The sequence below is a fragment of the Alcanivorax sp. HI0007 genome (assembly GCF_001635525.1).
Taxonomy (GTDB): domain Bacteria; phylum Pseudomonadota; class Gammaproteobacteria; order Pseudomonadales; family Alcanivoracaceae; genus Alcanivorax.
In genome coordinates this window covers 26,650-48,180 of sequence record NZ_LWEJ01000244.1, presented here as the reverse complement: position 1 = coordinate 48,180, position 21,531 = coordinate 26,650, and the positions used below count along the sequence as shown (strand labels likewise).

Genomic DNA, 21,531 nt, shown 5'->3' with positions numbered 1-21,531 from the left:
ACAAAGCGCGGCTGTGCGTCGGCACGGCTGACAGGAGTCTTTTGCCATGAATTTCTCGCGTTTTTTCGTCGACAGGCCGATCTTTGCCGCGGTGTTGTCGATCATCATTTTTGCGGTGGGCCTGATCTCGCTGCCCAGCCTGCCGGTGAGTGAATACCCGGAAGTGGTGCCGCCGTCGGTGGTGGTACGTACGGTGTACCCCGGCGCCAACCCCAAGGTGATTGCCGAAACCGTGGCCACGCCGCTGGAGGAATCCATCAACGGCGTTGAGGGGATGATGTACCTCAAGTCCGTGGCCGGGTCCGATGGTGTGCTGCAGATGACGGTGACGTTCCGCCCGGATATCGATGCGGACGATGCCACCGTGCGGGTACAGAACCGGGTGAGCCAGGCGCTGGCACGGTTGCCCGAGGATGTGCGGCGGCAAGGGGTCACCACCCAGAAGCAGTCGCCCACCTTCCTGATGGTGGTGCACCTGACTTCCCCGGACGGCCGCTACGATACGCTGTACCTGCGTAACTATGCCCGCCTGCATGTCCGTGATGCGCTGGCGCGGATTCGCGGTGTGGGCGATGCCCAGGTTTTCGGTGGGGGTGACTACGCCATGCGTGCCTGGCTGGACCCGGACAAGATTGCCGCCCGCAGTCTGACCGCGGCGGATGTGGTGGGCGCCATGCGCGAACAGAACGTGCAGGTGTCCGCCGGTCAGCTGGGCGCCGAGCCCATGCCGAGCAGTGATTTTCTGACTCTGATCAATGCCCAGGGCCGTCTGCGCACGGTGGAAGAGTTCGGTGACATCATCATCAAGACGGGCACTGATGGCGAGATCGTTCGTCTTTCCGATGTGGCCCGTCTGGAGTTGGGCGCCGGGGATTACACCCTGCGTGCGCAACTGGACGGCAAGGATGCGGTGGCCATCGGTATTTTCCAGGCCCCTGGCGCCAATGCGCTGGAAATTCGCGATCAGGTGGTCAGCACCATGGACGAGATCGCCACCCGTTTCCCGGCCGGGGTGGATTACGAAACCGTCTATGACACCACCATCTTTGTCAGTGATTCCATCAAGTCAGTCATCAAGACCCTGCTGGAGGCGGTACTGCTTGTCGTGCTCGTGGTGACCCTGTTCCTGCAGACCTGGCGGGCGTCCATCATTCCCTTGCTGGCGGTGCCCATTTCCATCGTCGGGACATTCGCGGCGCTCTATCTGCTCGGCTATTCCATCAACACCCTGACCCTGTTCGGGCTGGTGTTGGCCATCGGTATTGTGGTGGACGATGCCATCGTGGTGGTGGAAAACGTGGAGCGGAATATCGAGGAAGGGCTGACGCCCCTGGCCGCTGCCCACCAGGCCATGAAGGAAGTGTCCGGCCCCATTGTGGCTATCGGCCTGGTGTTGTGTGCGGTGTTTGTGCCCATGGCATTTCTGGATGGGGTTACCGGGCAGTTCTACCGGCAGTTTGCAGTGACCATAGCCATTTCCACGGTGATTTCCACGATCAATTCGTTGACCCTGTCGCCGGCGCTGGCAGCCATGCTGCTCAAGCCTCATAGCGCGCCGAAGGATCGCCTGACCAAAATCATCGATGCCTTGTTTGGCTGGTTGTTCCGGCCGTTCAATCGCTTCTTCAACGCCAGTTCGGAGCGCTATCAGAGTGGTGTGGCCCGTTCCCTGCGACACCGCGGCATGGTGTTCGTGATCTATGCGCTGTTGCTGGCGGGCACCGGGTTGATGTTCAAGGTGGTGCCGCCGGGCTTTATTCCCACCCAGGACAAGATGTATCTGATCGCCGGGGTAAAACTGCCGGAAGGCGCGTCTCTGGAGCGCACGGACCAGTTGCTGCAGCGGGTGGTGGATATCGGCATGGAGACCGAAGGCGTATCCCATGCGGTGGCCTTCCCGGGGCTCAACGCCCTGCAGTTCACCAACACGTCCAATACTGGCCTGGTGTTCTTCCCGCTGGAGCCCTTTGATCAGCGCAGCCGGACTGCCGCGCAGATCAATGAAGAAATCAACGGGCGCATCGCCGGCCTCAAGGAAGGTTTTGCCCTCTCCTTTATGCCGCCGCCGATTCTCGGTCTGGGTAATGGCAATGGTTACCAGATGTTCATCGAGGATCGCGGCAACCTGGGCTATGGCGAGCTGCAGAACGCGGTGAATGCATTCCAGAATGCGATCGCCCAGACACCGGGCATGGTTTTCCCGATCACCAGCTACCAAGCCAATGTGCCGCAGCTGAATGCGGAAGTGGATCGTGAACGGGCCAAGGCCCAGGGCGTTCCGCTCACCGGGTTGTTCGATACCCTGCAGACCTATCTGGGCTCCACCTACGTGAACGACTTCAACCGTTTCGGACGCACCTGGCAGGTGATCGCCCAGGCGGATGCGCCGTTCCGTGACAGCGTCGCCGACATCGCCAACCTGAAGACCCGCAACATCCATGGCGAGATGGTGCCCATCGGCTCCATGGTCACCATCAGCGAGGATTTCGGTCCGGACCCGGTGCTGCGCTACAACGGTTACCCGGCAGCGGACCTGGCCGGTGAGGCGGACCCCACCATGCTGTCCTCCGCCCAGGCCATGGACGTGCTGAGCAACATCGCCGAAGACGTGTTGCCCGCCGGCATGACGTTCGAATGGACCGACCTGAGCTATCAGCAGGCCACCCAGGGCAATGCCGCGCTGTTGGTGTTCCCGCTGTCGATCCTGCTGGTGTTCCTGGTGTTGGCTGCTCTCTACGAAAGCTGGACCCTGCCGCTGGCGGTCATCCTGATCGTGCCCATGTGCATGCTCTCGGCGCTGCTCGGTGTGTGGTATTTCCAGGGCGACAACAACATCTTCGTGCAGGTGGGCCTGGTGGTGTTGATCGCGCTGGCCTGCAAGAACGCCATCCTGATCGTGGAATTTGCCCGCGAGCTGGAACTGCAGGGCATGGGCGTGGTGGACGCGGCGCTGGAAGCCTGCCGCCTGCGGCTGCGGCCCATCATCATGACGTCCATCACCTTTACCGCTGCCGTGGTACCGCTGGTGCTGGGTAGTGGTGCCGGATCGGAAGTGCGTCAGGCACTGGGTGTGGCCCTGTTCTTCGGCATGCTCGGGGTGACCCTGTTCGGCTTGTTCCTGACGCCGGTGTTTTATGTGGCATTGCGCAAGCTGGCCGGCGGCAAGCCGCCGGTGAGCCAGCATGCATCCACCATGGATGGCGATCCCCATGGTCGCCTTGAAGGAGAGAGCCATGCGTAAGTTTTCTGTCGCCGCGGTCACTCTGTTGCTGAGTGCCTGTGCCGTGGGCCCGGACTATCAGGCGCCGCCCACCCCGGAGCCGGAGGCGTTCCATGCAGCCGAGCTGACGGCGGCATCCCGGCAGCCGGCTGAGCAACAGTTCTGGGCCGGCTTCGAGGACCCGCTGCTGGGGCAACTGATCGACCAGACCCTGGCCGCCAACCACAGCCTGCAAGCCGGCCTGGCCCGCTACGATCGTGCTGCGGCGTTGCTGTATGGCGCCAAGCGCGAGCAATGGCCCAGCATTACCGCCAGTGCCAGCGGCGCCGAGCAGCACCTGGCGGACGTGGAGCGCACCCCGCCCGGTGCCGGCCCGGAACGGGTGGAACGGTACCAGGCCGGCCTCGCCGCCAACTGGGAGTTGGACCTGTTCGGTCGATTGCGCCGGGCCACCCAGTCGCAACAGGCGGAGCTGCAAGCCGCCGGTGCCGACCTGGGCGCGTTGCAGGTGGCGCTGGTGGGACAACTGGCCAGCAGCTACTTCGAGCTGCGCGGGCTGCAACAGCAGTTGCAGGTAGCTGAGCAGAACGTGGCCCTGCAGGAGGAGACCCTGGATATCGTGTCTGCCCGGGTGGATGCCGGTCGCGGCACCGAGTTCGACCGGGTTCGCGCCCGCTCCCAGCTACAGCGCACCCGGGCAGCGTTGCCCACCCTGCGCGCCGGTATCCGTGCAGCCATGCATCGCATCGCCGTGCTCACCGGCCAGCCGCCGGCGGCGTTGATTGCCACACTGGAGAGAGATACGGGTTTGCCGGGAGCGCTGCCGGAGATCCCGGTGGACAGCCCCGGCGATGTACTGCGCCGTCGCCCGGATATTGCGGCGGCGGAACGGCGTCTGGCCGCGGCCACCGCCCGCATCGGGGTGGCCACGGCGGACCTGTTCCCGCGCTTTACCCTCAGTGGTCTGCTGGGCTCGGTGGCGGCGGACAGCAGTGATCTGTTCAGCGGCCCCGCCGAAACCCGGCGGGTGGCTCTGGGCGTGGACTGGACCTTCCTGGACCACGGCAAGGTCAAGGCGCGCATTGATGCCGCCGACGCGGATAGCCGCGCCGCCCTGGCGGATTACCAGCAGGCGGTGCTGTCGGCCCTGGAAGACACCGAGACGCGCCTGGTCCGTTACCAGCGCGCCCGCCAGCGTGCCGGGCATCTGGAGCAGGCAGCAGAGAATGCCGAGCTGGCCGCCGAGCTGGCCCGCACCCGCTATGAGCGTGGTTTTATCGGCTACTTTGAGGTGCTTGCCGCGGAGCAGGAATTGACCGACACCCGGGATGCCCGGGTACGCAGTCAGACCGATGTGGTGCTGGCCATGGTGGCCGTTTACCGCGCCCTGGCCGGCGCCCCGACCCAACAGCAGGATCAATGATGCGCCGGGGTGGAGGATTATCCGGGGGTATCCACCCCATCAGGTTTCCGTTCTGAGAGAATCTTTCTGGGGGAGTTTCCCCGGCCCCATGGTTGATACCTCATATAGGGGATGTGCCCGTTGCAGCCAGCGCCTAAGCTGATTCACGGATCTCACACAATGAGAACACCAAGGAGAGGGACATCATGAACATTCAGAGTCTGGTTTTGCTGCTATCCCTGGCAATGGCATCCGTCGCCGGAGCGAACGGTGCCCTGGCGATCGATAGCAATCAGGGAGATCAATACGGCTTCAGCTATGACTACGGCACCCTGTCGGAAGCGCAGAGTCGTGCCTTGAGTGAATGCGGTTATGGTTGCCGGGTAGTACAGACCTTTTCGTCCGGCTGTGCGGCCTACGCCGCGGACCAGGCGCGGGGCAGTACGGCCTATGGTTGGGGGACCGCGTCCAATGGTGGGCAGGCGCAGAATACCGCCTTGCAGTATTGCCGTAGCCGGGGAGGTCAGCAATGTATGGTCCGCGCCTGGGGATGTAATTCCCGCTAGCGGTTCCAGCACACAAAAAAAGCGGGCCAGCGGCCCGCTTTTTTTATGGTTCCCGGGAAGTAGAGACGTGCCGGTATCAGTCGATCACGGTGAAGGTCATGCCGGCTTTTTCCTGCAGGCGTTTCAGCAGTGAATCACCGAGCAGGGACGATGTGGTCCAGAACCCTCCGGGCGCATCGGCGGGCACATCCTGGGCCAGACAGGCGGCGGCTTGCCCCAGCAGCTTGGCGGTGGAGCCGTAGCCCGGGTCCGCATCGCCGGTGACTTTGACGCGGATGCTGTCGTTGTTGTCGGTCACCCCGAAGAAACGGATGTCGTAGAACCCCGCTTTCTGGGCTTCCGGGCTGGGGCCTTCGCCGGGTTGCGGCACCACGAATTTGTTGAGCAGCCAGCGGGTGGGTTTGATGGCGGCGGCGGCAAAGAAAAGGCCGGTGCCAGTGCCGATCCCCAGGGCTTTCATGCGCCCGCCCATGCCCGGGCCGGCCAGCATGGCTTCGTTATAGGTGAAGTTGTCCCCGTAGGCGTTGCCGTTAAGCGCGTTGGAGCGATGCACGATGCGGCTGTTGATGGCATCCATTACGAACGGTGCTGCCCAGGCGCCGAAGTCGTCATCCTTGCGCGGCATGCTGATGCTGTCCTGACGGGCACTGAAGCCATGATTGGGCGGGCATAGCAGGTAGGGGTTGGCCAGCTTCTTGCGCAGAGCCGGGTCTTTGCCGGCCTCTTCGGCAATGTTCATCATGCTCGCTACGGTGCCGCCGGACACGCCACCCTTGGCCACTTTGACGCGCATTTTCACCCGGGTGGCGGGGGCCTTGAAGCGGGCCCGGGCCTGCTGCTGCAGGAAGTAGGTGCCCATGTCCGAGGGAATGGAATCAAAGCCACAGCAATGCACGATGCGCGCGCCACTCTGTTTGGCCTGGTCTTCATATTTTTCCAGCATGGCGGCGATCCACTGCACTTCGCCGGTGAGGTCGCAGTAATCGGTGCCGCTGGACACGCAGGCGCGGATCATGGGTTCGCCATACAACGCATAGGGTCCTACGGTGGAAATCACCACCCGTGTCTGGGCGCAGAGAGTATCCAGGCTGGCGGCATCGTTGGCATCGGCGGTGAGCAAGGGCAGCGCGCTGCCGGCCTGGCCCAGTTGGGCTTTCACCTGCTCCAGTTTGTCTTTGGAGCGGCCCGCCGCGGCCCATTTCAGATCCCCATCCACCCCGTAAGTGTCAGTGAGGTACTGGCAGAGAATCTGGCCGACAAAACTGGTGGCGCCGAACACCACCACGTCAAACTGTGCATCACTCATGGGAACTCCTTGGCAATGAACGCAAAGCGAAATCGGAACGACTGTCCAATGATGGACCTATCCTAAGGGATTGATAGGGGTAAACATAACCGGGAAACAGCTCAGTGCCCCTCGGTTTTGCAAAACCGCGAATGATCGCGGCAAAAAAAAGCCCCACCAAGGAGGATGGGGCAAATGCCATACCCGGTTTTACTAAGACGAGGGTTTGATCTGGTACTTGCGAATCAGCGCATCGCGGCGCGCCGGATCAAAGTTGATGTTGGCAGCGTCATACCCGGCGTGTTCCAGCATGCGCCGGTCCATGACCTTGAACCACAGGGGCGGCACATAACTGATCAGGAACATGCCGAAGTAACCGTTGGGCAGTGTCGGCAGATCCTCGAAGTGTCGCAGGCTCTGATAGCGCCGTGCCGGGTGGGCATGGTGATCGGAGTGACGCTGCAAGTGGAAGGACGCCCAGTTGGAAAACATGTGATTGCTGTTCCAGCTGTGGTGGGGCTGGGTGCGCTCGTAGCGACCGGTGTCATCCTTGTGGCGAAGCAGGCCATAGTGCTCCACGTAGTTGGCGGAGGTGAGCTGCAGGTAGGACCACAGGGTCACGGCGGCAATGAAGGGCACCATTTTCCAGCCAAACAGGGCGATGATGCTGCCCCAGATGATCAGGCTGAGCAGGCCGGGCTGCAGGATCTCATTGTGCAGTGACCAGACTGCCTTGCCTTCCTTCTGCAGCCGCCCTTTCTCCAGCTGCCAGGCCCGCTTCATGGTGCCGGGAATCTCCCGCAGGGCGAATTTCCAGATGGACTCCCCCAGCCGTGAGGATGCCGGGTCCTCCGGGGTAGCCACATCCCGGTGGTGGCCCTTGTTGTGTTCGATGGGGAAATGGCCATAGCCCAACGGTGCCAGCACCAGCTTTGCCAGCCAGCGTTCGGTGCGGGTTTTCTTGTGGCCCAGTTCGTGACCCAGGTTGATGCCGGCGGCGCCACAGATGGTGCCGGTCAGCAGTACCATGGCGATAATGCCATGCAGCGGCAGTGAGTGGGTGCCAACAAACCACATGCCGAACAGATAGGCACTCAGCAGTATGGGGACCAGTGCATAGGTCATGCGCCGGTAGAACGGGTCGGCTTCCAGTTGCGGCACGACCTCTTCCGGCGGGTTGCTTTGATCTTCACCAATCAGCATATCCAGCAGCGGAATGGCCAGGTAATAGAAGGCCAATGGCAGCCACAGCATCCAGGGTTCGCCGGTGGCCATCACCATCAACGGACCCAGGAAAACCGTGCCCGGGACAAAGAGGGAAACAATCCACAGATGCCGCTTGCGATCGCGGTATTCGACGCCGGAGGGGCCGATAAAGACGCCAGCTTGGCTCATGCTATGACCTCGTTGGTTGTTAGTGGTATCCGAGTTTCACCATGGTGTGCCTGCCGCGGCCGCTCCGGCACCCCGTCAGGTGGCAATAAATCGTCATAAAGTGACAGACTAAACAGGCAGTTTAGGGGTAGGCTGGGGCATCATGACGGTCAGGAGTGCGGCGAATGGTGGATAAGCAAATGGATCGGCTCAAACCGGCCATTCATCCCACTTACAGCCGGGTGCTGTGCGCCCATCTGAAGCAGGAAGGCTTCAGCGATGCGGATATTTTTTCCGGTACCCGGCTGGCCTGGCAAGAGCTGCTCAGTGAGCATCGCTATCTGAGTCTGGAGCAGCTGTCCCGCTTGATACGCCGGGCCCAGCAGCTGACTGAAGAGCCCTGGATCGGGCTGAAGATCGGGGCGAATACCCCGGTGACGGCCCACGGCGCCCTGGGTTATGCGGTGGTATCGGCCCCGGATATGCGCACCCTGCTGTCAGTGGTGGCCCGCTTTGTGGGAGTGCGGTTGCAACTGATCCAGCTGCGCTTCGAGGAGCATGATGGCTGGGGCCAGTTATGGTTGCATGAGAACGTGGATCTGGGGGACTGCCGGGAGTTTCTGCTGGGGGCCTTGCTGGGCACTTACTTCCAGATGACCGATGCGGTTTCCGCCGGACGGATTCGGGAAGCCCGGGTCCAGCTGCCTTTCCCGCGTCCCGTCTGGGCGGCGCACTATGAGCGTTTGCTGGGCTGTCCGGTCATTTTCGGTGCGGACCACTTTCTGGTTGAAATGCCGCCGGAGCAGCTGGGATCTCCCTGCCTGACGGCAGACCCGACCATGCATCGCAATGCCACTCGGGATTGTGAACACCAGCTCAAGCAGCTGGAAAAGGGGGGCGCGTTCAGTCAGCAAGTGAGCATGGTACTGCTGGATTGCCAGGGAGAGATTCCTTCCCTGGAGGCCATGGCGGAGAAATTTGCCATGTCCACGCGCACCCTGATTCGCAAACTGAAAGCGGAAGATACCCGTTATCAGGAATTACTGGATGATGTTCGAAGTGAACAGGCCGCCTGGTTATTGACGGAAACCACCCTGCCCATAGAGCGCATTGCCGAGCAGCTGGGCTACCAGGATACATCGAACTTCAGTCGTACCTTTCGCCGCTGGTTTCAGACCACGCCTCTCGCCATGCGAAAGGCGTCCCGGGTGTAAAAGACCCCCGGCGCACAGGGGGGGATATTGCTTGCCGGGGTTGCCCTCTCAGTGTTGCTTGAGGACGAAATCCACTTTCTCGCGTACCGCACAATCCGGGCAGGGCCAGTCATTGGGAATCTGCAGCCAGCGGGTGCCCGGAGGAAAGCCTTCATTTTCCTCGCCACGGCTTTCGTCGTAGATGTAACCGCAGTTGGGGCACTGAAACTGGTGAGGGGTATCGAGATCCTGTTCCGCCTGACGGGCAGCCGCCACGGCACCCTCTGCCACATCCGGTTCCGAGTCAGCGCTTTGATAGGTCACGGCGGGCTGCTGCCATTTTTTCAGCAGTTCCTCGCGCTTGTCCGGCTGCAGATTGGCCAGGCTAAGATCGCCCTTGTAATGCTGATAAACCAGCGGATCCATTTTCTGGTACCAGACAAAGGGGATATAGGCCGGCATCAGCATGGAGGCATAACCGGAAGGCAGCTGCGGGCTGTCGTCGAAATGCCGCAGGGCCTGGAAGCGCCGGGTAGGGTTGGCATGATGATCGGAATGGCGTTGCAGCTGATAGAGGAACAGGTTGGTAACGATATGGTTGCTGTTCCAGGAGTGTCTGGGTTCGCAGCGCTCATAGCGGCCATCGGCCTTCTTCTGGCGAAGCAAGCCATAGTGTTCCATGTAGTTGATCACTTCCAGCAGAGAGGCACCATAGAAGGCCTGAAGCAGCAGGAAAGGCAATACGATCCAGCCCAGCCACAGGGTCAACAGCCCGAACAGCACCACGGTCATCAGCCAGGCCTGCAGGTTTTCATTTTTCAGTGACCACAGTGGCTCTTCGCAACGCGCCAGGCGCTGGGCTTCAATCTGCCATGCGGATTTGACGCTGCCGATCATGGTGCGCGGCAGGAAGCGCCAGAAGGATTCCCCCATGCGGGCACTGGCCGGGTCCTCTGGCGTGGCCACGTTCTTGTGGTGGCCCTTGTTGTGCTCCACAAAGAAGTGACCATAGGCCACTGGAGCCAGTGTGATCTTGGCCAGCCAGCGTTCGGTTTTCGATTTCTTGTGTCCCAGCTCGTGGGCGGTGTTGATGGCGATCCCGTTCACCGCGCCGACACTGAAGACAAGACCGACCAGACCCCATAACGGGACTTGTCCCTGGGCTACCAGCCAGGCACCGAGAATCGTGGCCAGGTATTGCATGGGAATATAGGCATAGACGATCAGGCGGTAATACTTGTCGTCTTCCAGTTGTGGGACGGCAGACTCCGGGGGGTTGTTGGTATCGGTACCGATGAGCCAGTCGGCAAACGGGATCAGGCCATACACCAGGAAGGGACCACCCCATAGCAGACCGGGCCAGTCCCAGATAAACAGGTAAATGAGTAGAAACGAAACAGCCAGCACCGGAATGGCGGGGCTGAGTAACCAAAGGTAACGTTTGCCGTCATGCCAGTCAGAAAAAGCGGTGGTTTGTTCTGCTGATTTCATCTCTCCACCCTACGTGCCAAGTTGTGACTTTTACGCTATACCCAATGTTGCGGGTGGCCAAGCCATGGTTTGTATTAACTTGGCAACCTGCCTGCATTTTTTGCGGCAATAATTTGCATTTTAAGAAAGATCATAAAAGGATTGTTTAAGACACAAAGGTACGATGGGATAGAAAAAACGGTCGCAACGCCGTTTTCCCCACAAGCCGGTGAAAGATAGCGAATGCATCGCTCAATGTTTCGGGAGAGACGATATGGATAAATCCAACGATTCTCGAGAGTATGACGTGCTGATTATTGGTGCCGGATTATCCGGCATCGGCGCCGCCTGTCATCTCCAGAAAGCGTGCAGCGACAAGACGTTTGCCATTCTGGAACGCCGGCAGGCCATGGGGGGAACCTGGGATCTTTTTCGCTATCCGGGTATCCGTTCCGATTCGGACATGTTCAGTTTCGGTTACGGCTTTCGTCCGTGGAATGAGTTGCAGGTGCTGGCGGATGGCCCTTCCATCCGGAATTATATCAAGGAAACGGCTGACGAATTCGGAGTCAGCCAGCATATTCATTACGGGTTGACGATTACCGGCGCGGACTGGTCTTCCGATGAAAAAATATGGACGGTGACTGCGCGACAGGAACGTCATGGAGAGACAGAAACATTCCGCTCCCGTTTCCTGATCGGCTGTACCGGTTATTACAATTATGATCAGGGTTATCTGCCGGAATTTCCCGGCATGGAGCGTTTTCAGGGGACCTGTGTGCATCCCCAGCAATGGCCCGAGGATCTGGATTACCGAAACAAGAAAGTGGTGGTGATCGGCAGCGGCGCCACCGCCGTTACGCTGGTTCCCGCCATGGCGGAAGAGACCGCGCATATCACCATGCTGCAACGCTCCCCGTCCTATATTTTTTCGGTGCCCGCCTATGACAAGTTTTCTGAATGGTTGGACCGTGTATTGCCGTCTGGCTGGGTGTATCGCATGGCCCGCTGGCGGAATATCAAACTGCAGCGTTTGATTTATTTGTTGGCAAAAAAGTATCCCGATTTTACCCGCAAGCTTTTGTTGTCCAATGTCCGGCGCCATGTGGGAAAAGATTTCGACATGACCCACTTTCAGCCTGTCTATCAACCCTGGGACGAGAGACTCTGTGCGGTGCCGGATGCGGATCTTTTCCGGGATTTGCGTGAGGGTAAAGCGGACATCGTCACCGACCACATTGATACCTTTACGGAAAACGGTATCCGTCTGAAATCCGGCCGCGAACTGGAGGCGGATATCATTGTTACCGCCACCGGTCTGAACTTGCAGGTACTGGGGGGCATGGAGCTTTCCATCGATGGCGCTCCCCTGGATGTCAGTGAACGGATGACCTACAAGGGGGTGCTGATGGAGGGGGTGCCGAACATGGCCTGGATTTTCGGGTACACCAATGCCTCCTGGACCCTGAAGGCGGATATTGCGTCGACCTATATTTGCCGTCTGCTCAATTATATGGATTCGGAAGGCATGGCGGTGGTAACTCCGCAAGGGGACAGCGATCTGACATTGGCAGACAGGTCAATCATGGATGCCCTGGCTTCCGGCTATGTGAAGCGCTCCAGTCATAAGCTGCCGCGCCAGGGACGTCACCATCCCTGGAAGGTTATGAACCATTACAGTAAAGACAAGCACATGCTTCTGGAGGAACCCGTGGAAGATGGCTTGCTGTCCTTTTCCCGCTAATCCCGGGCAAGAGGAATAAGCGCGAGTTACGAGTTACGAGAAGCAAATTGATGCTGCCTTTCGCGCCTCGTGACTCGTTTCTCGCTACTTCCCTCACCCACAACACTTCTTGAATTTTTTTCCGCTACCACAGGGGCAAGGGTCATTTCGGCCGCGCTTTAGCGGGATTACCGAGGGCGTGCCGTCCAGGTAATACCAGTGGCCGTTTTCGCGCACGAAACGGGAGCGTTCCTCGAGCACACTCAAGCCCTGGCGATCCTTGCTGGTAGCGCGAAAGTGGACCCAGCCGGTATCGCCCTCTTCACCGCTGGCGATAATTTCCAGGGCAAGCCACTGCGGGTCATCATCAAGATTCAGTCCAGGGGGGCGCTGGCTCAGGTGCCAGCTCTGGGCGATGTAATCGGTATTTTTCAGCGCAAAGGCGGAAAACCGCGAGCGCATCAGCGCTTCTGGCGATGCGGCGGGTTTGCCCTGGTGAAGGGGCTGACAGCAATGTGCGTAGTCCAGTCCGGACTGGCAGGGGCAAGCGCTCATGGGCTCTCTCCGCGAAAGCAATGGAACAGGGCCAGCAGATCCTGGCGCAGTCTGGGCTGATTGTCGGCCCGGGGATCATTCAGTACCAGCGCATTCATGGCGCCGTTAAGCAGCACGGCCAGGCCTTCGGCACTGCCGGAAAACTGCAGGGCGCCTTCTTTCATGGCTTCACGGATGCCTTCACACAACAGCGGGAAGCTGTAGCGCTCGTCCAGGGCTCGCCAGCGTTCCTGGCCCAGCACGGAGGGAGCTTCGACCACCAGGATGCGTCGCACATCGTCCCGCGCCATGAAGTCTACCCAGGCCAGACTGCCGGCTTTTAACGTGGCCAGGCTGCCGCGCTGCCCGGCCACCGCCTTTTCGATGGCGACCATGGCTTCCCGGCTGAGCAGATCGCAGACCGCTTCGAACAGCTCTGCCTTGTTGCGGAAATGGTGGTACATGGCGCCCCGGGTGACCCCGGCGCCGGACAGAATGGTCTCGGTGCTGGTGTCCGCGTAGCCCTGTTCGGCAAACAGGTGACGGGCAGCATTGATCAGGCAGCCGCGGGTTTGGGCACGGCGTTGGGCATTGGTGGCCATGAAATCCTCTTTCGGTTGACAAACATACTATCAGTTTGTTTTTATTTTCTCAAAACAGACTAATGGTCTGTTTTTTCCCAAGGAGGTATCCGATGAAGATCCGCGACCGTTACCCCATTGTGGTGACCGAGCATAAAGTGGCCTGCCGGGATTTCTGGCAGCGGTATTTTGGTTTGGATGTGCTGTTCGACAGCGACTGGTTTGTACTGCTGGGAGACGCGCAGCAGGGCAGCGTGGTGGCGTTTATGAGTCCGGATCATCCCTCGGCACCGCCGGGTCCGGACACCTTTAGTGGACTGGGTGTGTGTCTGGAGATCGAAGTGGAGGATGCCCGCCAGGCGCTGGCGGATTTCCAGTCCAGAGGGGGGCCGGTGGCGTACCCGCTCAGCGACGAGCCATTCGGTCAGCGCCGCTTCGGCCTGCGTGACCCCTCCGGATTATGGGTGGATGTGGTGGAGCAGATTGCGCCGCAGCAAGGCTATTGGGATCGGTACATGCAGACGGTGTGAGGGTGGTCGTTGGAGCTTTGCGAGCAAAGCTCCAACGGTAGACGGCAAAGCCTACAGGCTCAGCAGGTGCTGCTCGATGGTAAAGACATGCTCATCGTCAGCGTCCAGGGCGCGCAGGGCTTCAGCAAGCTGCAGCAGATAGTCCCGGTTACTGCCGCTGGGACCGTGGCTGGTGGCAATGTGACGGGCAATCAGCAGCTCGTCGCTCTGGCCGAGAAAGGCGGCATTGTCCTCGGTAGCGATGTAGACCAGGCCGTCAGCCTGATCGCCATCGGCGAAGGTCAGCGGGGTGCGAAATCGCAAGTAGCCATTTTTCTCCCGATGGTCCAGATGCTCGAACACATCCGGGGTGATGCGGTAGGCCATCCCGGTGCAGAGTGCGCCTGGTGCCGGTATCAGCGTAACCACACGGCCCGGGTTTTCCGGGGTGCCGCGATGGTCGTGGGATCCTTGCCAGAAGCGGCGCGCCCAGTCGCGGATGGTAGCGGGGCGGCGTTCCAGAAAGGGAAAATCCGCCTTGTAGATCAGCGAGCCATAGCCAAACAGCCACACGGGCTGGTGTGGATCCAGCGGGTGGCGCCGGCGGTTCTCTGCAGAGGTGTCGAGCATACTTTTCTTGATCCCGGTTCGGTGTCTTCACGGTCTCGGCGTTATACTCCGGGCTCAGTCTCACTGCCGGGGAAACCATGAAAGACGTGCGCGAAGAATATCATGCCGAGGGCCTGAGCGAAGCGAACCTCCACACCGATCCGGTGGAGCAGGCCCGGCGCTGGGTGGATGAAGCCATTGAGGCCGGGCTGCCCTTGCCCAACGCCATGACCCTGGCCACGGTCAGTGCTGACGGCCAGCCTTCCAGCCGGGTGGTGTTGCTGAAAGGAATCGAGGGAGGTGGCTTTACCTTTTTCACCCACTACGACAGCCGCAAGGGGGAAGAGATTGCGGCCAACCCCAAGGTATCGTTCACCATGTTCTGGCAGCCCTTCGATCGGCAACTGATCGTGATCGGTGAAGCCCGAAAAGTGGATGAAGAAGAGTCCGACAGTTATTTTGCGTCGCGGCCCTACGCCAGCCAGATCAGTGCCGCCATCTCCCCCCAGAGCCAGCCCGCCAGCCGGGAATGGCTGGAAGCGGAAGTGGAGGCTTTGCAGACGCAACATCCGCAAGCCCCGGTCCCCCGCCCGGCCAACTGGGGCGGCTACCGTATCATGCCCACGGAAATCCAGTTCTGGCATGGCCGCCCCAGTCGATTGCATGATCGTTTTCGCTATCGCAAACAGGCAGACGGGAGTTGGGTGCGGGAGCGGCTTGCGCCGTGAATTAATAGTTAATAATGAATAATTAATAACGCGCGCAAGAGCACNGGAGCTATCCAAACCAAGAGGCCGCGTCCAAACTCTGGGCGCGGCCTCTTGCCGTTTGAAAGACTCGCAGCGTCAACCCGCGAGCTATTAATTATTCATTATTAACTATTAATTGCCTTTCGCCGCCAAACCGTCGCCAACAACGATCCGGACAGATTGTGCCAGATGCTGAACAGGGCCCCTGGCAGGGCGGCCATGGCGCTGAAGTGTTTTACTGCAAGCGCCACACCCAGACCGGAATTCTGCATGCCCACTTCGATGGCCAGGGTGCGGGCGCGCTTTTTGTCCAGGCGAAGCAGGCGCGCGATGCCATAGCCGCTGGCCAGACCGAGTCCGTTGTGGGCCACCACGGCAATAAAGATGGCGATGCCGGCCTGTGCGATGTGCCCTTGGTTCAGGGCCACGATAATCCCGATCACCACCACAATGGCCGCCACGGAAACCAGCGGAAAGACATCCCGTAGCGGTGCCAGCTGGCGGGAAAAGCGGGTATTGAGAAAACAGCCCACGGTGACCGGCAGCAGCACGATTTGCAGTAGCGAAATCAGCATGCCATCAATGGGCACCGGGATGCGCTCCCCCAGATACACCCAGGTCAGCAAGGGCGTGGCAACCACCGCCACCAGCGTGGAAGCAAAGGTGATCGCCACCGACAGGGCCACATCCGCCCGGGCCAGATAGGCGATCACATTGGAGGCGGTGCCGCCGGGGCAGGCGCCCACCAGTACCAGCCCCACCAGCAATTCTTGGGGGAGCTGCAGGGCGATGCCGATGGCAAAGGCGAGCAGTGGCATCAGGCTGTACTGCAGCAGCAGGCCCAGGCCGATGATGCCCGGCTGGCGCAGCACCCGCTGGAAATCCTCCCAGGTCAGCGACAGGCCCATGCCGAACATGATCAGCATCAGTAGCGGCACAATGGCCCCCTTGCCGCCCACCAGCAGGGCCGGTTGCCAGTACGCCAGCAGGGAAAACAGCAGGGCCCAGAGTGGAAAGAGTTGGGTCAAGCGGTGGAGCATTGAGATCGCCTGTTTGTTGGGAAGGTGCACAGTGTAATCTGTCAGCCGAAATGACGCACAGGAGTACCCCGTGAAAGCGGTGATTCAGGAAGAAATATCCGGCTGTGGTATCGCGGCGGTGGCCGCACTGGCCGGTGTCAGCTATGGGCAGGCGAAACGCCGGGCAAACAGTCTGGGGATTTATGCGCAGGACAGTAGCTTGTGGTCCGACACGGACTATGTGCGCAGGTTGCTGAAGACCTATGGTCTGCATGCGTCGTCGGGGGAAACCCCATTTCGCGACTGGGAGAACCTGCCGGATCGTGCCTTGCTGGCGATAAAATGGCACCAGGAAAACGGCACGCCATTCTGGCACTGGGTGGTGTTTTTCCGCGAAGGTGATGACGTTTATGTGCTGGACTCGAAGAAAGCCCTGAAACAACACTGTCGCAGGGACTTCGGTCGTATCAAGCCCAAATGGTTTATTCCCGTCAGTTCAGCATAATCGTCATCAACATTGGTAGCATAGTTTGGGTTGAGTACAACGAAAACCAACAACCTCCATCCAGTACCTGATATCGGGATTCGTTACACTCAACCCAACCTATGAAGCTGGCAATTTTTGCGGTAGGAGCGTCGCTGGCGGCGCGATATCAGCCTATGGAATCGCGCCGCCAGCGACGCTCCTACGGCAGAGGGAAGTGTTGATGATCAAACGGTCAGATAGCTCTTGATCAAGGTATCATCCAACTCGCCCATCTCACCTTCCGCCACCTTGCTGCCACGGTCGAGAATGGCAAAACGGTCGGCGGTGGCACGGGCGAAGTGCAGCTTCTGCTCCACCAGTAACACGGTGAGGCCTTCTTCCTTGTTCAGGGTTTTAATCACCCGGCCGATCATGTCGACGATATTGGGCTGAATCCCTTCGGTGGGTTCATCAAGGATCAGCAGTTTCGGGTCCAGCGCCAGGGCACGGCCGATGGCCAGTTGTTGTTGCTGGCCGCCGGAGAGATCACCGCCGCGGCGGTTGCGCATTTCATGGAGTACCGGGAACAGCTCGTAGATGCGATCCGGGATTTTCCTGCTGCGATCCGGGCGGGCCTGCAGGCCGGTTTCCAGGTTCTCCTCCACGGTGAGTAGCGGAAAGATTTCCCGCCCCTGGGGCACATAACCGATTCCTGCCCGGGCCCGTTCTTCCGCCGCTTGTTTGGCATAATCGAGCCCGTTGAATTCAATGCTGCCGCTTTTTACCGGTAACAGCCCCATGATGGTTTTCAGCAGGGTGGTCTTGCCCACACCGTTGCGGCCCATGACGCACAGGCATTCGCCCTGGGTTAGCCCCAAATCCAGATCCCAGAGGGTGTGGGATTCGCCATAGTATTGGTTGACGTTGTTCAGTTTCAGCACGGTGTTAACTCCGTAACATTATTGCGAAGCCGCTGTAGGAGCGCCGCTTGAGGCGCGAATGCCCAGTTATGTGTAGCGAGAAGCGAGTTTCGAAAGGCAAAAGATTTTCGGTTTTCGCAACTCGTTACTCGCTTCTCTCTATTGTGAGCGGTTTTCGCGCCTCATACTCGCAGAGCACAGAGAGCGGCGCTCCTACAGGGGGCTGTTATTCGCCCAGGTAAACTTCGATGACTTTGGGATCATTCTGCACCTGCTCCATGGTGCCTTCCGCCAGTACGCTGCCCTGGTGCAGAACGGTGACGGTGCTGGCGATGGAGCGGATGAATTCCATGTCGTGTTCGACGACAACCACCGAGTGTTTGCCGGCCAGGCTTTTCAGAAGTTCGCCGGTGCGTTCCACTTCCTGGCGGGTCATGCCGGCGATGGGTTCATCCACCAGTAGCAGTTGTGGTTTCTGCATCAGCACCATGCCGATTTCCAGCCACTGCTTCTGACCGTGGGACAGCAGGCCCGCCACCTTGTGTCGGTCTTCAAGCAGACCCACGGTGGCCAGAGTGTCCTCGATCCAGCTTGTCTGTTCGCCGCTTAATCGGGTGAACAGGGAATGCCAGGGCCCCCTGGGACCGTTCATGGCCAGCTCCAGGTTTTCAAAGGCGGTGTGCTCGGGGAACACGGTGGGTTTCTGAAATTTTCGACCGATGCCGGCCATGGCGATGTCGGTTTCGCTCATGGCAGTCAGGTCCAGGGTCTGACCGAAAAAACAGGTGCCGCTATCCGGTCGGGTCTTGCCGGTGATCACGTCCATCATGGTGGATTTGCCCGCGCCGTTGGGGCCGATGATGCAGCGCAGTTCGCCGGTCTGGATGTACAGGGTCAGATCATTGAGGGCCTTGAAGCCGTCAAAACTGACAGTGATATCTTCCAGATAGAGAATGTTCTTGCCACTACCGGAATCCAGCTGACCGGGCGCTACGACACGGGTGCCCTGGCGCATGAAATCGAAGACCTGATCGCGGCGAAAGGTGTCGCGCAGGTTATCCAGTGCGCTCATGGAGCCTCTCCTTCTGCCGGGGTGAGGGTGTCGTTATTTGTTTTCTTTGGCGGGAATTGTTTGCGCAGGGCCGCCCATCTCTGGCTGACCAGGCCCACCAGACCCTGGGGCAGAAACACGGTAACCGCCATGAACAGCCCGCCCAGGGCAAACAGCCAGGCCTCGGGCATAACGCCGGTGAAAATGGTCTTGCCGTAGTTGACCAGGATGGCGCCGATCACCGCGCCATATAGGGTGGCGCGTCCGCCTACCGCTACCCAGACCACCAGCTCGATGGAATTGAGCGGCGAGAATTCTCCTGGATTGATGATGCCCACCTGGGGTACATAGAGCGCCCCGGCAATGCCGGCCAGAATGGCGCTGACGGTGAAGATCCACAGTTTGTAATGTTCGGTACGGTAACCCACAAAACGGGCCCGGGATTCCGCATCCCTCACCGCCATGACCACCCGGCCCAGCTTGCTGCCGGTGATCCAGCGGCACAGCACAAAGGCCATGGCCAGAGAGAGAGCGGTGGCGATCAGCAGGCCCACACGTGTGCTGTCGGACTGCAGGGAAAAGCCCAGCAGTTCCTTGAAGTCGGTAAGACCGTTGTTGCCGCCGAAGCCCAGTTCGTTGCGGAAGAAGGCCAGCATCAGGGCATAGGTGAGTGCCTGGGTGATGATCGACAGATAGACGCCGGTAACCCGGGAACGAAATGCCAGCCAGCCGAATACGAAGGCCAGCAGGCCGGGGACCAGCAGGATCATCAGGGCGGCAAACCAGAACTGGTCGAAGCCCTGCCAGTACCAGGGCAGCTCGCTCCAGTTGAGGAACACCATGAAGTCGGGCAACTCCGGATTGCCGTACACGCCCCGGTCGCCGATCTGGCGCATCAGGTACATGCCCATGGCATAGCCACCCAGGGCAAAGAAGGCCCCATGACCCAGGCTGAGAATGCCGCAGTAACCCCACACCAGATCCAGCGACAGGGCCAGCAGGGCGTAACACAGGTACTTGCCCAGCAGGGTGACGGTGTAGGCGCTCACGTGCAGTGGCGAGTCCGGCGGGAAAAACTGGTTGAGCAGGGTCACCACCAGGGTGGCGCCCAGCAGAACGCCCATAAAGGTTTTCGCGGTGCGATCACTGAAGGCACTTTTGAAGGTTGAGTCTCGCATATTACTCCTCCGCGGCCCGGCCACGTTGCGGGAACAGACCCCGTGGTTTGCGCTGGATAAACAGGATGATGAAGATCAGCACGATGATTTTTGCCAGCACGGCTCCGGCCATGGGCTCCAGCAGCTTGTTGGCGATACCCAGGCTGAAGGCGGCGGTAAGAGTGCCCCACAGATTGCCGACACCGCCGAACACCACCACCATGAAGGAATCGATGATGTAGCTCTGACCCAGGTTGGGCCCCACATTGGTGAGCTGTGCCAGGGCCACCCCGGCGATACCGGCGATACCGGAACCCAGGCCGAAAGTGAGCGCATTGACCCGCTCGCTACGAATCCCCATGGCGCGAGCGGTAGTCCGGTTCTGACTGACAGCTCTGACCTGCAGGCCCAGGCGGGTTTTCTTCAGCAGCGTGAGCAGGGCCAGAAACACGGCCAGGGCAAAGAAAATGATGTAGAGGCGGTTATAGGTCAGTGAGAACACCGGGTTGATTTCCAGTGCGCCACTCATCCATTCCGGTGTCACCACGGTGCGATTCAGGGGCGAGAAGATCACCCGCACCGCCTGCTGCAGAATCAGGCTCACCCCGAAGGTGGCGAGCAAGGTTTCCAGGGGACGGCCATACAGGAAACGGATCACAAAGCGTTCAATCAGAATGCCCACCAGGGCCGACACCACAAAGGCGGCAGGAATGGCGATCAGCAGCGACCATTCGTGGCTGTTGGGCAACAGCTGCTGAATCACATAGGTGGTGTAGGCGCCGATCATGATGAGTTCGCCGTGGGCCATGTTGATCACCCCCATCACCCCGAAGGTGATGGCCAGGCCGATCGCAGCCAGCAACAGCACCGAGCCCAGGCTGAGGCCGAAGAACAGGGTGTCGGCGGTCTGGTAGCGTTCGATGCGGGCTTCGATACGGGCCAGCGCCTTTTCCGCCGCGCGCACTTCCGCCGGGTTGTCGCTGGCAGCCACCCGGTCGCGCAGGGCGTTCTTGGCCGCCGGATGCAGACTGTCGGCCAGAGCGTCGATGGCATTCAGGCGGGCGGCTAGATCGTTGTTGTCCAGGGTGGCAATGTTCAGGGCCACATCAATACGGTCCTGTACCCGGGCAACGGTTTCCTTGGCCCGGCGGGCTGTCAGTGCCGAGAGCATTTCCGGGTCGGCATTGCCGATCAGCTGGCCGGCGGCCTGATAGCGTTGCTCGCTGTCCGGGCTGGCCAGGTCGCGCAGGGCCAGCTGATTATTGATGACGGTACGCAGGCGGTTATTGATCACCACCGGGCGGGCATCCCGTGATCCCACCTGCTGTTGTTCGGCTTCGCTGACGGGGTCCAGCAGCAGCCAGCCGTCACTGTTCTTGCGACCCAGTAAAATGGCGCCGCTGTCCCGGTGTTGCACCAGGTCGCGGTTCATCAGGGCATTGAGCAAAGGCACCACGCGCGGGTGGTCCTGCTCGGCCAGTTGGTGAATGGCCGCTTCCTTGTCGTCAAAGTTGCGGCTGGCCAACTGGTTGAGAATATCGTGGAGGCCGGGGCCTGGGGCCGGGCCTGTGTCTGTGGCCAGGTCGGCCAGCACCGTATTGCACAACGCTGCCAGCAGCAGGGTTGTCAAAAACCGGCCAATAGCGTGACCCATAGTGGGCTCCTTACAGACTGGGTGTGTCGAAAAAAGCCGGTTATCAGCG

Annotated in this window: 19 protein-coding genes; 8 read left to right on the top strand and 11 right to left on the bottom strand. The window is 60.1% G+C overall.

Annotated elements, in window-relative coordinates; all coding sequences use genetic code 11:
• The first annotated feature begins 46 nt into the window (after positions 1 to 46).
• The 3 genes from A3714_RS12960 to A3714_RS12950 all read left to right on the top strand — a co-directional run bounded on the left by A3714_RS12960 (position 47) and on the right by A3714_RS12950 (position 5,188).
• Complete coding sequence (locus A3714_RS12960) at positions 47 to 3,241, top strand: efflux RND transporter permease subunit (protein ID WP_063508369.1); 3,195 nt, start codon at positions 47 to 49, stop codon at positions 3,239 to 3,241.
• Entirely contained in the window at positions 3,234 to 4,643 is a 1,410-nt protein-coding gene (locus tag A3714_RS12955) for an efflux transporter outer membrane subunit (protein WP_082844644.1), read from the top strand. Before A3714_RS12960 ends, A3714_RS12955 begins: the two co-directional genes overlap by 8 nt.
• 185 nt (positions 4,644 to 4,828) lie before the next feature.
• Positions 4,829 to 5,188: a DUF4189 domain-containing protein gene (locus A3714_RS12950; RefSeq protein WP_062815443.1), complete on the top strand. Its 360-nt coding sequence runs from the start codon at positions 4,829 to 4,831 to the stop codon at positions 5,186 to 5,188.
• Between the two features lie 76 nt (positions 5,189 to 5,264).
• On the opposite strand, the gene A3714_RS12945 is transcribed toward A3714_RS12950, so the two are convergent.
• Both A3714_RS12945 and A3714_RS12940 read right to left on the bottom strand, forming a co-directional pair.
• Positions 5,265 to 6,494 (bottom strand): trans-acting enoyl reductase family protein, encoded by a 1,230-nt coding sequence (locus A3714_RS12945; protein WP_063508367.1) that lies wholly within the window; start codon positions 6,492 to 6,494, stop codon positions 5,265 to 5,267.
• A 192-nt stretch (positions 6,495 to 6,686) separates the two neighbouring features.
• Complete coding sequence (locus A3714_RS12940) at positions 6,687 to 7,868, bottom strand: alkane 1-monooxygenase (RefSeq protein ID WP_063508366.1); 1,182 nt, start codon at positions 7,866 to 7,868, stop codon at positions 6,687 to 6,689.
• 164 nt (positions 7,869 to 8,032) lie between these two features.
• On the opposite strand from A3714_RS12940, the gene A3714_RS12935 reads away from it, so the two are divergent.
• Positions 8,033 to 9,061 carry an AraC family transcriptional regulator gene (locus A3714_RS12935; RefSeq protein WP_063508365.1) on the top strand — a complete coding sequence of 343 codons (1,029 nt, stop codon included), beginning with the start codon at positions 8,033 to 8,035 and terminating at the stop codon, positions 9,059 to 9,061.
• Positions 9,062 to 9,109: 48 nt separating this feature from the next.
• Here the strand turns inward: A3714_RS12935 and A3714_RS18420 are convergent, their stop codons facing one another.
• A complete protein-coding gene (locus A3714_RS18420; protein WP_063508364.1) occupies positions 9,110 to 10,531 on the bottom strand; it encodes a fatty acid desaturase in 1,422 nt (473 codons plus the stop codon).
• 253 nt (positions 10,532 to 10,784) lie between these two features.
• Here A3714_RS18420 and A3714_RS12925 point away from each other — a divergent pair, with 253 nt between their 5' ends.
• Positions 10,785 to 12,254: an NAD(P)/FAD-dependent oxidoreductase gene (locus A3714_RS12925; protein WP_063508363.1), complete on the top strand. Its 1,470-nt coding sequence runs from the start codon at positions 10,785 to 10,787 to the stop codon at positions 12,252 to 12,254.
• 93 nt (positions 12,255 to 12,347) lie between these two features.
• Here A3714_RS12925 and A3714_RS12920 read toward each other — a convergent pair whose 3' ends face one another.
• Positions 12,348 to 12,788 (bottom strand): YchJ family protein, encoded by a 441-nt coding sequence (locus A3714_RS12920; RefSeq protein ID WP_062815449.1) that lies wholly within the window; start codon positions 12,786 to 12,788, stop codon positions 12,348 to 12,350.
• Positions 12,785 to 13,369, bottom strand: a complete 585-nt coding sequence (locus A3714_RS12915) for a TetR/AcrR family transcriptional regulator (RefSeq protein ID WP_063508362.1) — start codon at positions 13,367 to 13,369, stop codon at positions 12,785 to 12,787. Before A3714_RS12915 ends, A3714_RS12920 begins: the two co-directional genes overlap by 4 nt.
• A gap of 92 nt (positions 13,370 to 13,461) precedes the next feature.
• On the opposite strand from A3714_RS12915, the gene A3714_RS12910 reads away from it, so the two are divergent.
• Positions 13,462 to 13,878, top strand: coding sequence for a VOC family protein (locus A3714_RS12910; protein WP_063508361.1), 417 nt, complete (start codon positions 13,462 to 13,464; stop codon positions 13,876 to 13,878).
• Positions 13,879 to 13,929: 51 nt separating this feature from the next.
• Here the strand turns inward: A3714_RS12910 and A3714_RS12905 are convergent, their stop codons facing one another.
• A complete protein-coding gene (locus A3714_RS12905) occupies positions 13,930 to 14,487 on the bottom strand; it encodes a gamma-glutamylcyclotransferase (protein WP_063508360.1) in 558 nt (185 codons plus the stop codon).
• A 77-nt stretch (positions 14,488 to 14,564) separates the two neighbouring features.
• Between A3714_RS12905 and pdxH the strand changes: the two genes are divergently transcribed.
• On the top strand, positions 14,565 to 15,194 hold the full coding sequence (gene pdxH, locus A3714_RS12900; protein ID WP_063508359.1) for a pyridoxamine 5'-phosphate oxidase: 630 nt from the start codon (positions 14,565 to 14,567) through the stop codon (positions 15,192 to 15,194).
• Between the two features lie 146 nt (positions 15,195 to 15,340).
• On the opposite strand, the gene A3714_RS12895 is transcribed toward pdxH, so the two are convergent.
• A complete protein-coding gene (locus A3714_RS12895; protein ID WP_063509895.1) occupies positions 15,341 to 16,255 on the bottom strand; it encodes a bile acid:sodium symporter family protein in 915 nt (304 codons plus the stop codon).
• 70 nt (positions 16,256 to 16,325) lie between these two features.
• Here A3714_RS12895 and A3714_RS12890 point away from each other — a divergent pair, with 70 nt between their 5' ends.
• On the top strand, positions 16,326 to 16,739 hold the full coding sequence (locus tag A3714_RS12890) for a hypothetical protein (protein ID WP_063509894.1): 414 nt from the start codon (positions 16,326 to 16,328) through the stop codon (positions 16,737 to 16,739).
• Positions 16,740 to 16,945: 206 nt separating this feature from the next.
• Here A3714_RS12890 and urtE read toward each other — a convergent pair whose 3' ends face one another.
• From urtE to urtB, 4 genes are all read right to left on the bottom strand, one after another.
• Positions 16,946 to 17,641, bottom strand: coding sequence for an urea ABC transporter ATP-binding subunit UrtE (urtE, locus tag A3714_RS12885; protein WP_062817181.1), 696 nt, complete (start codon positions 17,639 to 17,641; stop codon positions 16,946 to 16,948).
• A 205-nt stretch (positions 17,642 to 17,846) separates the two neighbouring features.
• On the bottom strand, positions 17,847 to 18,692 hold the full coding sequence (gene urtD, locus A3714_RS12880; RefSeq protein WP_063509893.1) for an urea ABC transporter ATP-binding protein UrtD: 846 nt from the start codon (positions 18,690 to 18,692) through the stop codon (positions 17,847 to 17,849).
• A complete protein-coding gene (gene urtC / locus A3714_RS12875; RefSeq protein WP_063509892.1) occupies positions 18,689 to 19,849 on the bottom strand; it encodes an urea ABC transporter permease subunit UrtC in 1,161 nt (386 codons plus the stop codon). Before urtC ends, urtD begins: the two co-directional genes overlap by 4 nt.
• Before the next feature lies 1 nt (position 19,850).
• A complete protein-coding gene (gene urtB / locus A3714_RS12870) occupies positions 19,851 to 21,482 on the bottom strand; it encodes an urea ABC transporter permease subunit UrtB (RefSeq protein ID WP_063509891.1) in 1,632 nt (543 codons plus the stop codon).
• Positions 21,483 to 21,531 lie beyond the last annotated feature (49 nt).

Excerpts from the sequence above, each read along its gene's own strand:
- A3714_RS12960 (WP_063508369.1), top strand. The coding sequence starts at position 47 with ATGAATTTCTCGCGTTTTTTCGTCGACAGGCCGATCTTTGCCGCGGTG.
- A3714_RS12955 (WP_082844644.1), top strand. The coding sequence starts at position 3,234 with ATGCGTAAGTTTTCTGTCGCCGCGGTCACTCTGTTGCTGAGTGCCTGT.
- A3714_RS12950 (WP_062815443.1), top strand. The coding sequence starts at position 4,829 with ATGAACATTCAGAGTCTGGTTTTGCTGCTATCCCTGGCAATGGCATCC.
- A3714_RS12945 (WP_063508367.1), bottom strand. The coding sequence starts at position 6,494 with ATGAGTGATGCACAGTTTGACGTGGTGGTGTTCGGCGCCACCAGTTTT.
- A3714_RS12940 (WP_063508366.1), bottom strand. The coding sequence starts at position 7,868 with ATGAGCCAAGCTGGCGTCTTTATCGGCCCCTCCGGCGTCGAATACCGC.
- A3714_RS12935 (WP_063508365.1), top strand. The coding sequence starts at position 8,033 with ATGGTGGATAAGCAAATGGATCGGCTCAAACCGGCCATTCATCCCACT.
- A3714_RS18420 (WP_063508364.1), bottom strand. The coding sequence starts at position 10,531 with ATGAAATCAGCAGAACAAACCACCGCTTTTTCTGACTGGCATGACGGC.
- A3714_RS12925 (WP_063508363.1), top strand. The coding sequence starts at position 10,785 with ATGGATAAATCCAACGATTCTCGAGAGTATGACGTGCTGATTATTGGT.
- A3714_RS12920 (WP_062815449.1), bottom strand. The coding sequence starts at position 12,788 with ATGAGCGCTTGCCCCTGCCAGTCCGGACTGGACTACGCACATTGCTGT.
- A3714_RS12915 (WP_063508362.1), bottom strand. The coding sequence starts at position 13,369 with ATGGCCACCAATGCCCAACGCCGTGCCCAAACCCGCGGCTGCCTGATC.
- A3714_RS12910 (WP_063508361.1), top strand. The coding sequence starts at position 13,462 with ATGAAGATCCGCGACCGTTACCCCATTGTGGTGACCGAGCATAAAGTG.
- A3714_RS12905 (WP_063508360.1), bottom strand. The coding sequence starts at position 14,487 with ATGCTCGACACCTCTGCAGAGAACCGCCGGCGCCACCCGCTGGATCCA.
- pdxH (WP_063508359.1), top strand. The coding sequence starts at position 14,565 with ATGAAAGACGTGCGCGAAGAATATCATGCCGAGGGCCTGAGCGAAGCG.
- A3714_RS12895 (WP_063509895.1), bottom strand. The coding sequence starts at position 16,255 with ATGCTCCACCGCTTGACCCAACTCTTTCCACTCTGGGCCCTGCTGTTT.
- urtD (WP_063509893.1), bottom strand. The coding sequence starts at position 18,692 with ATGAGCGCACTGGATAACCTGCGCGACACCTTTCGCCGCGATCAGGTC.
- urtC (WP_063509892.1), bottom strand. The coding sequence starts at position 19,849 with ATGCGAGACTCAACCTTCAAAAGTGCCTTCAGTGATCGCACCGCGAAA.
- urtB (WP_063509891.1), bottom strand. The coding sequence starts at position 21,482 with ATGGGTCACGCTATTGGCCGGTTTTTGACAACCCTGCTGCTGGCAGCG.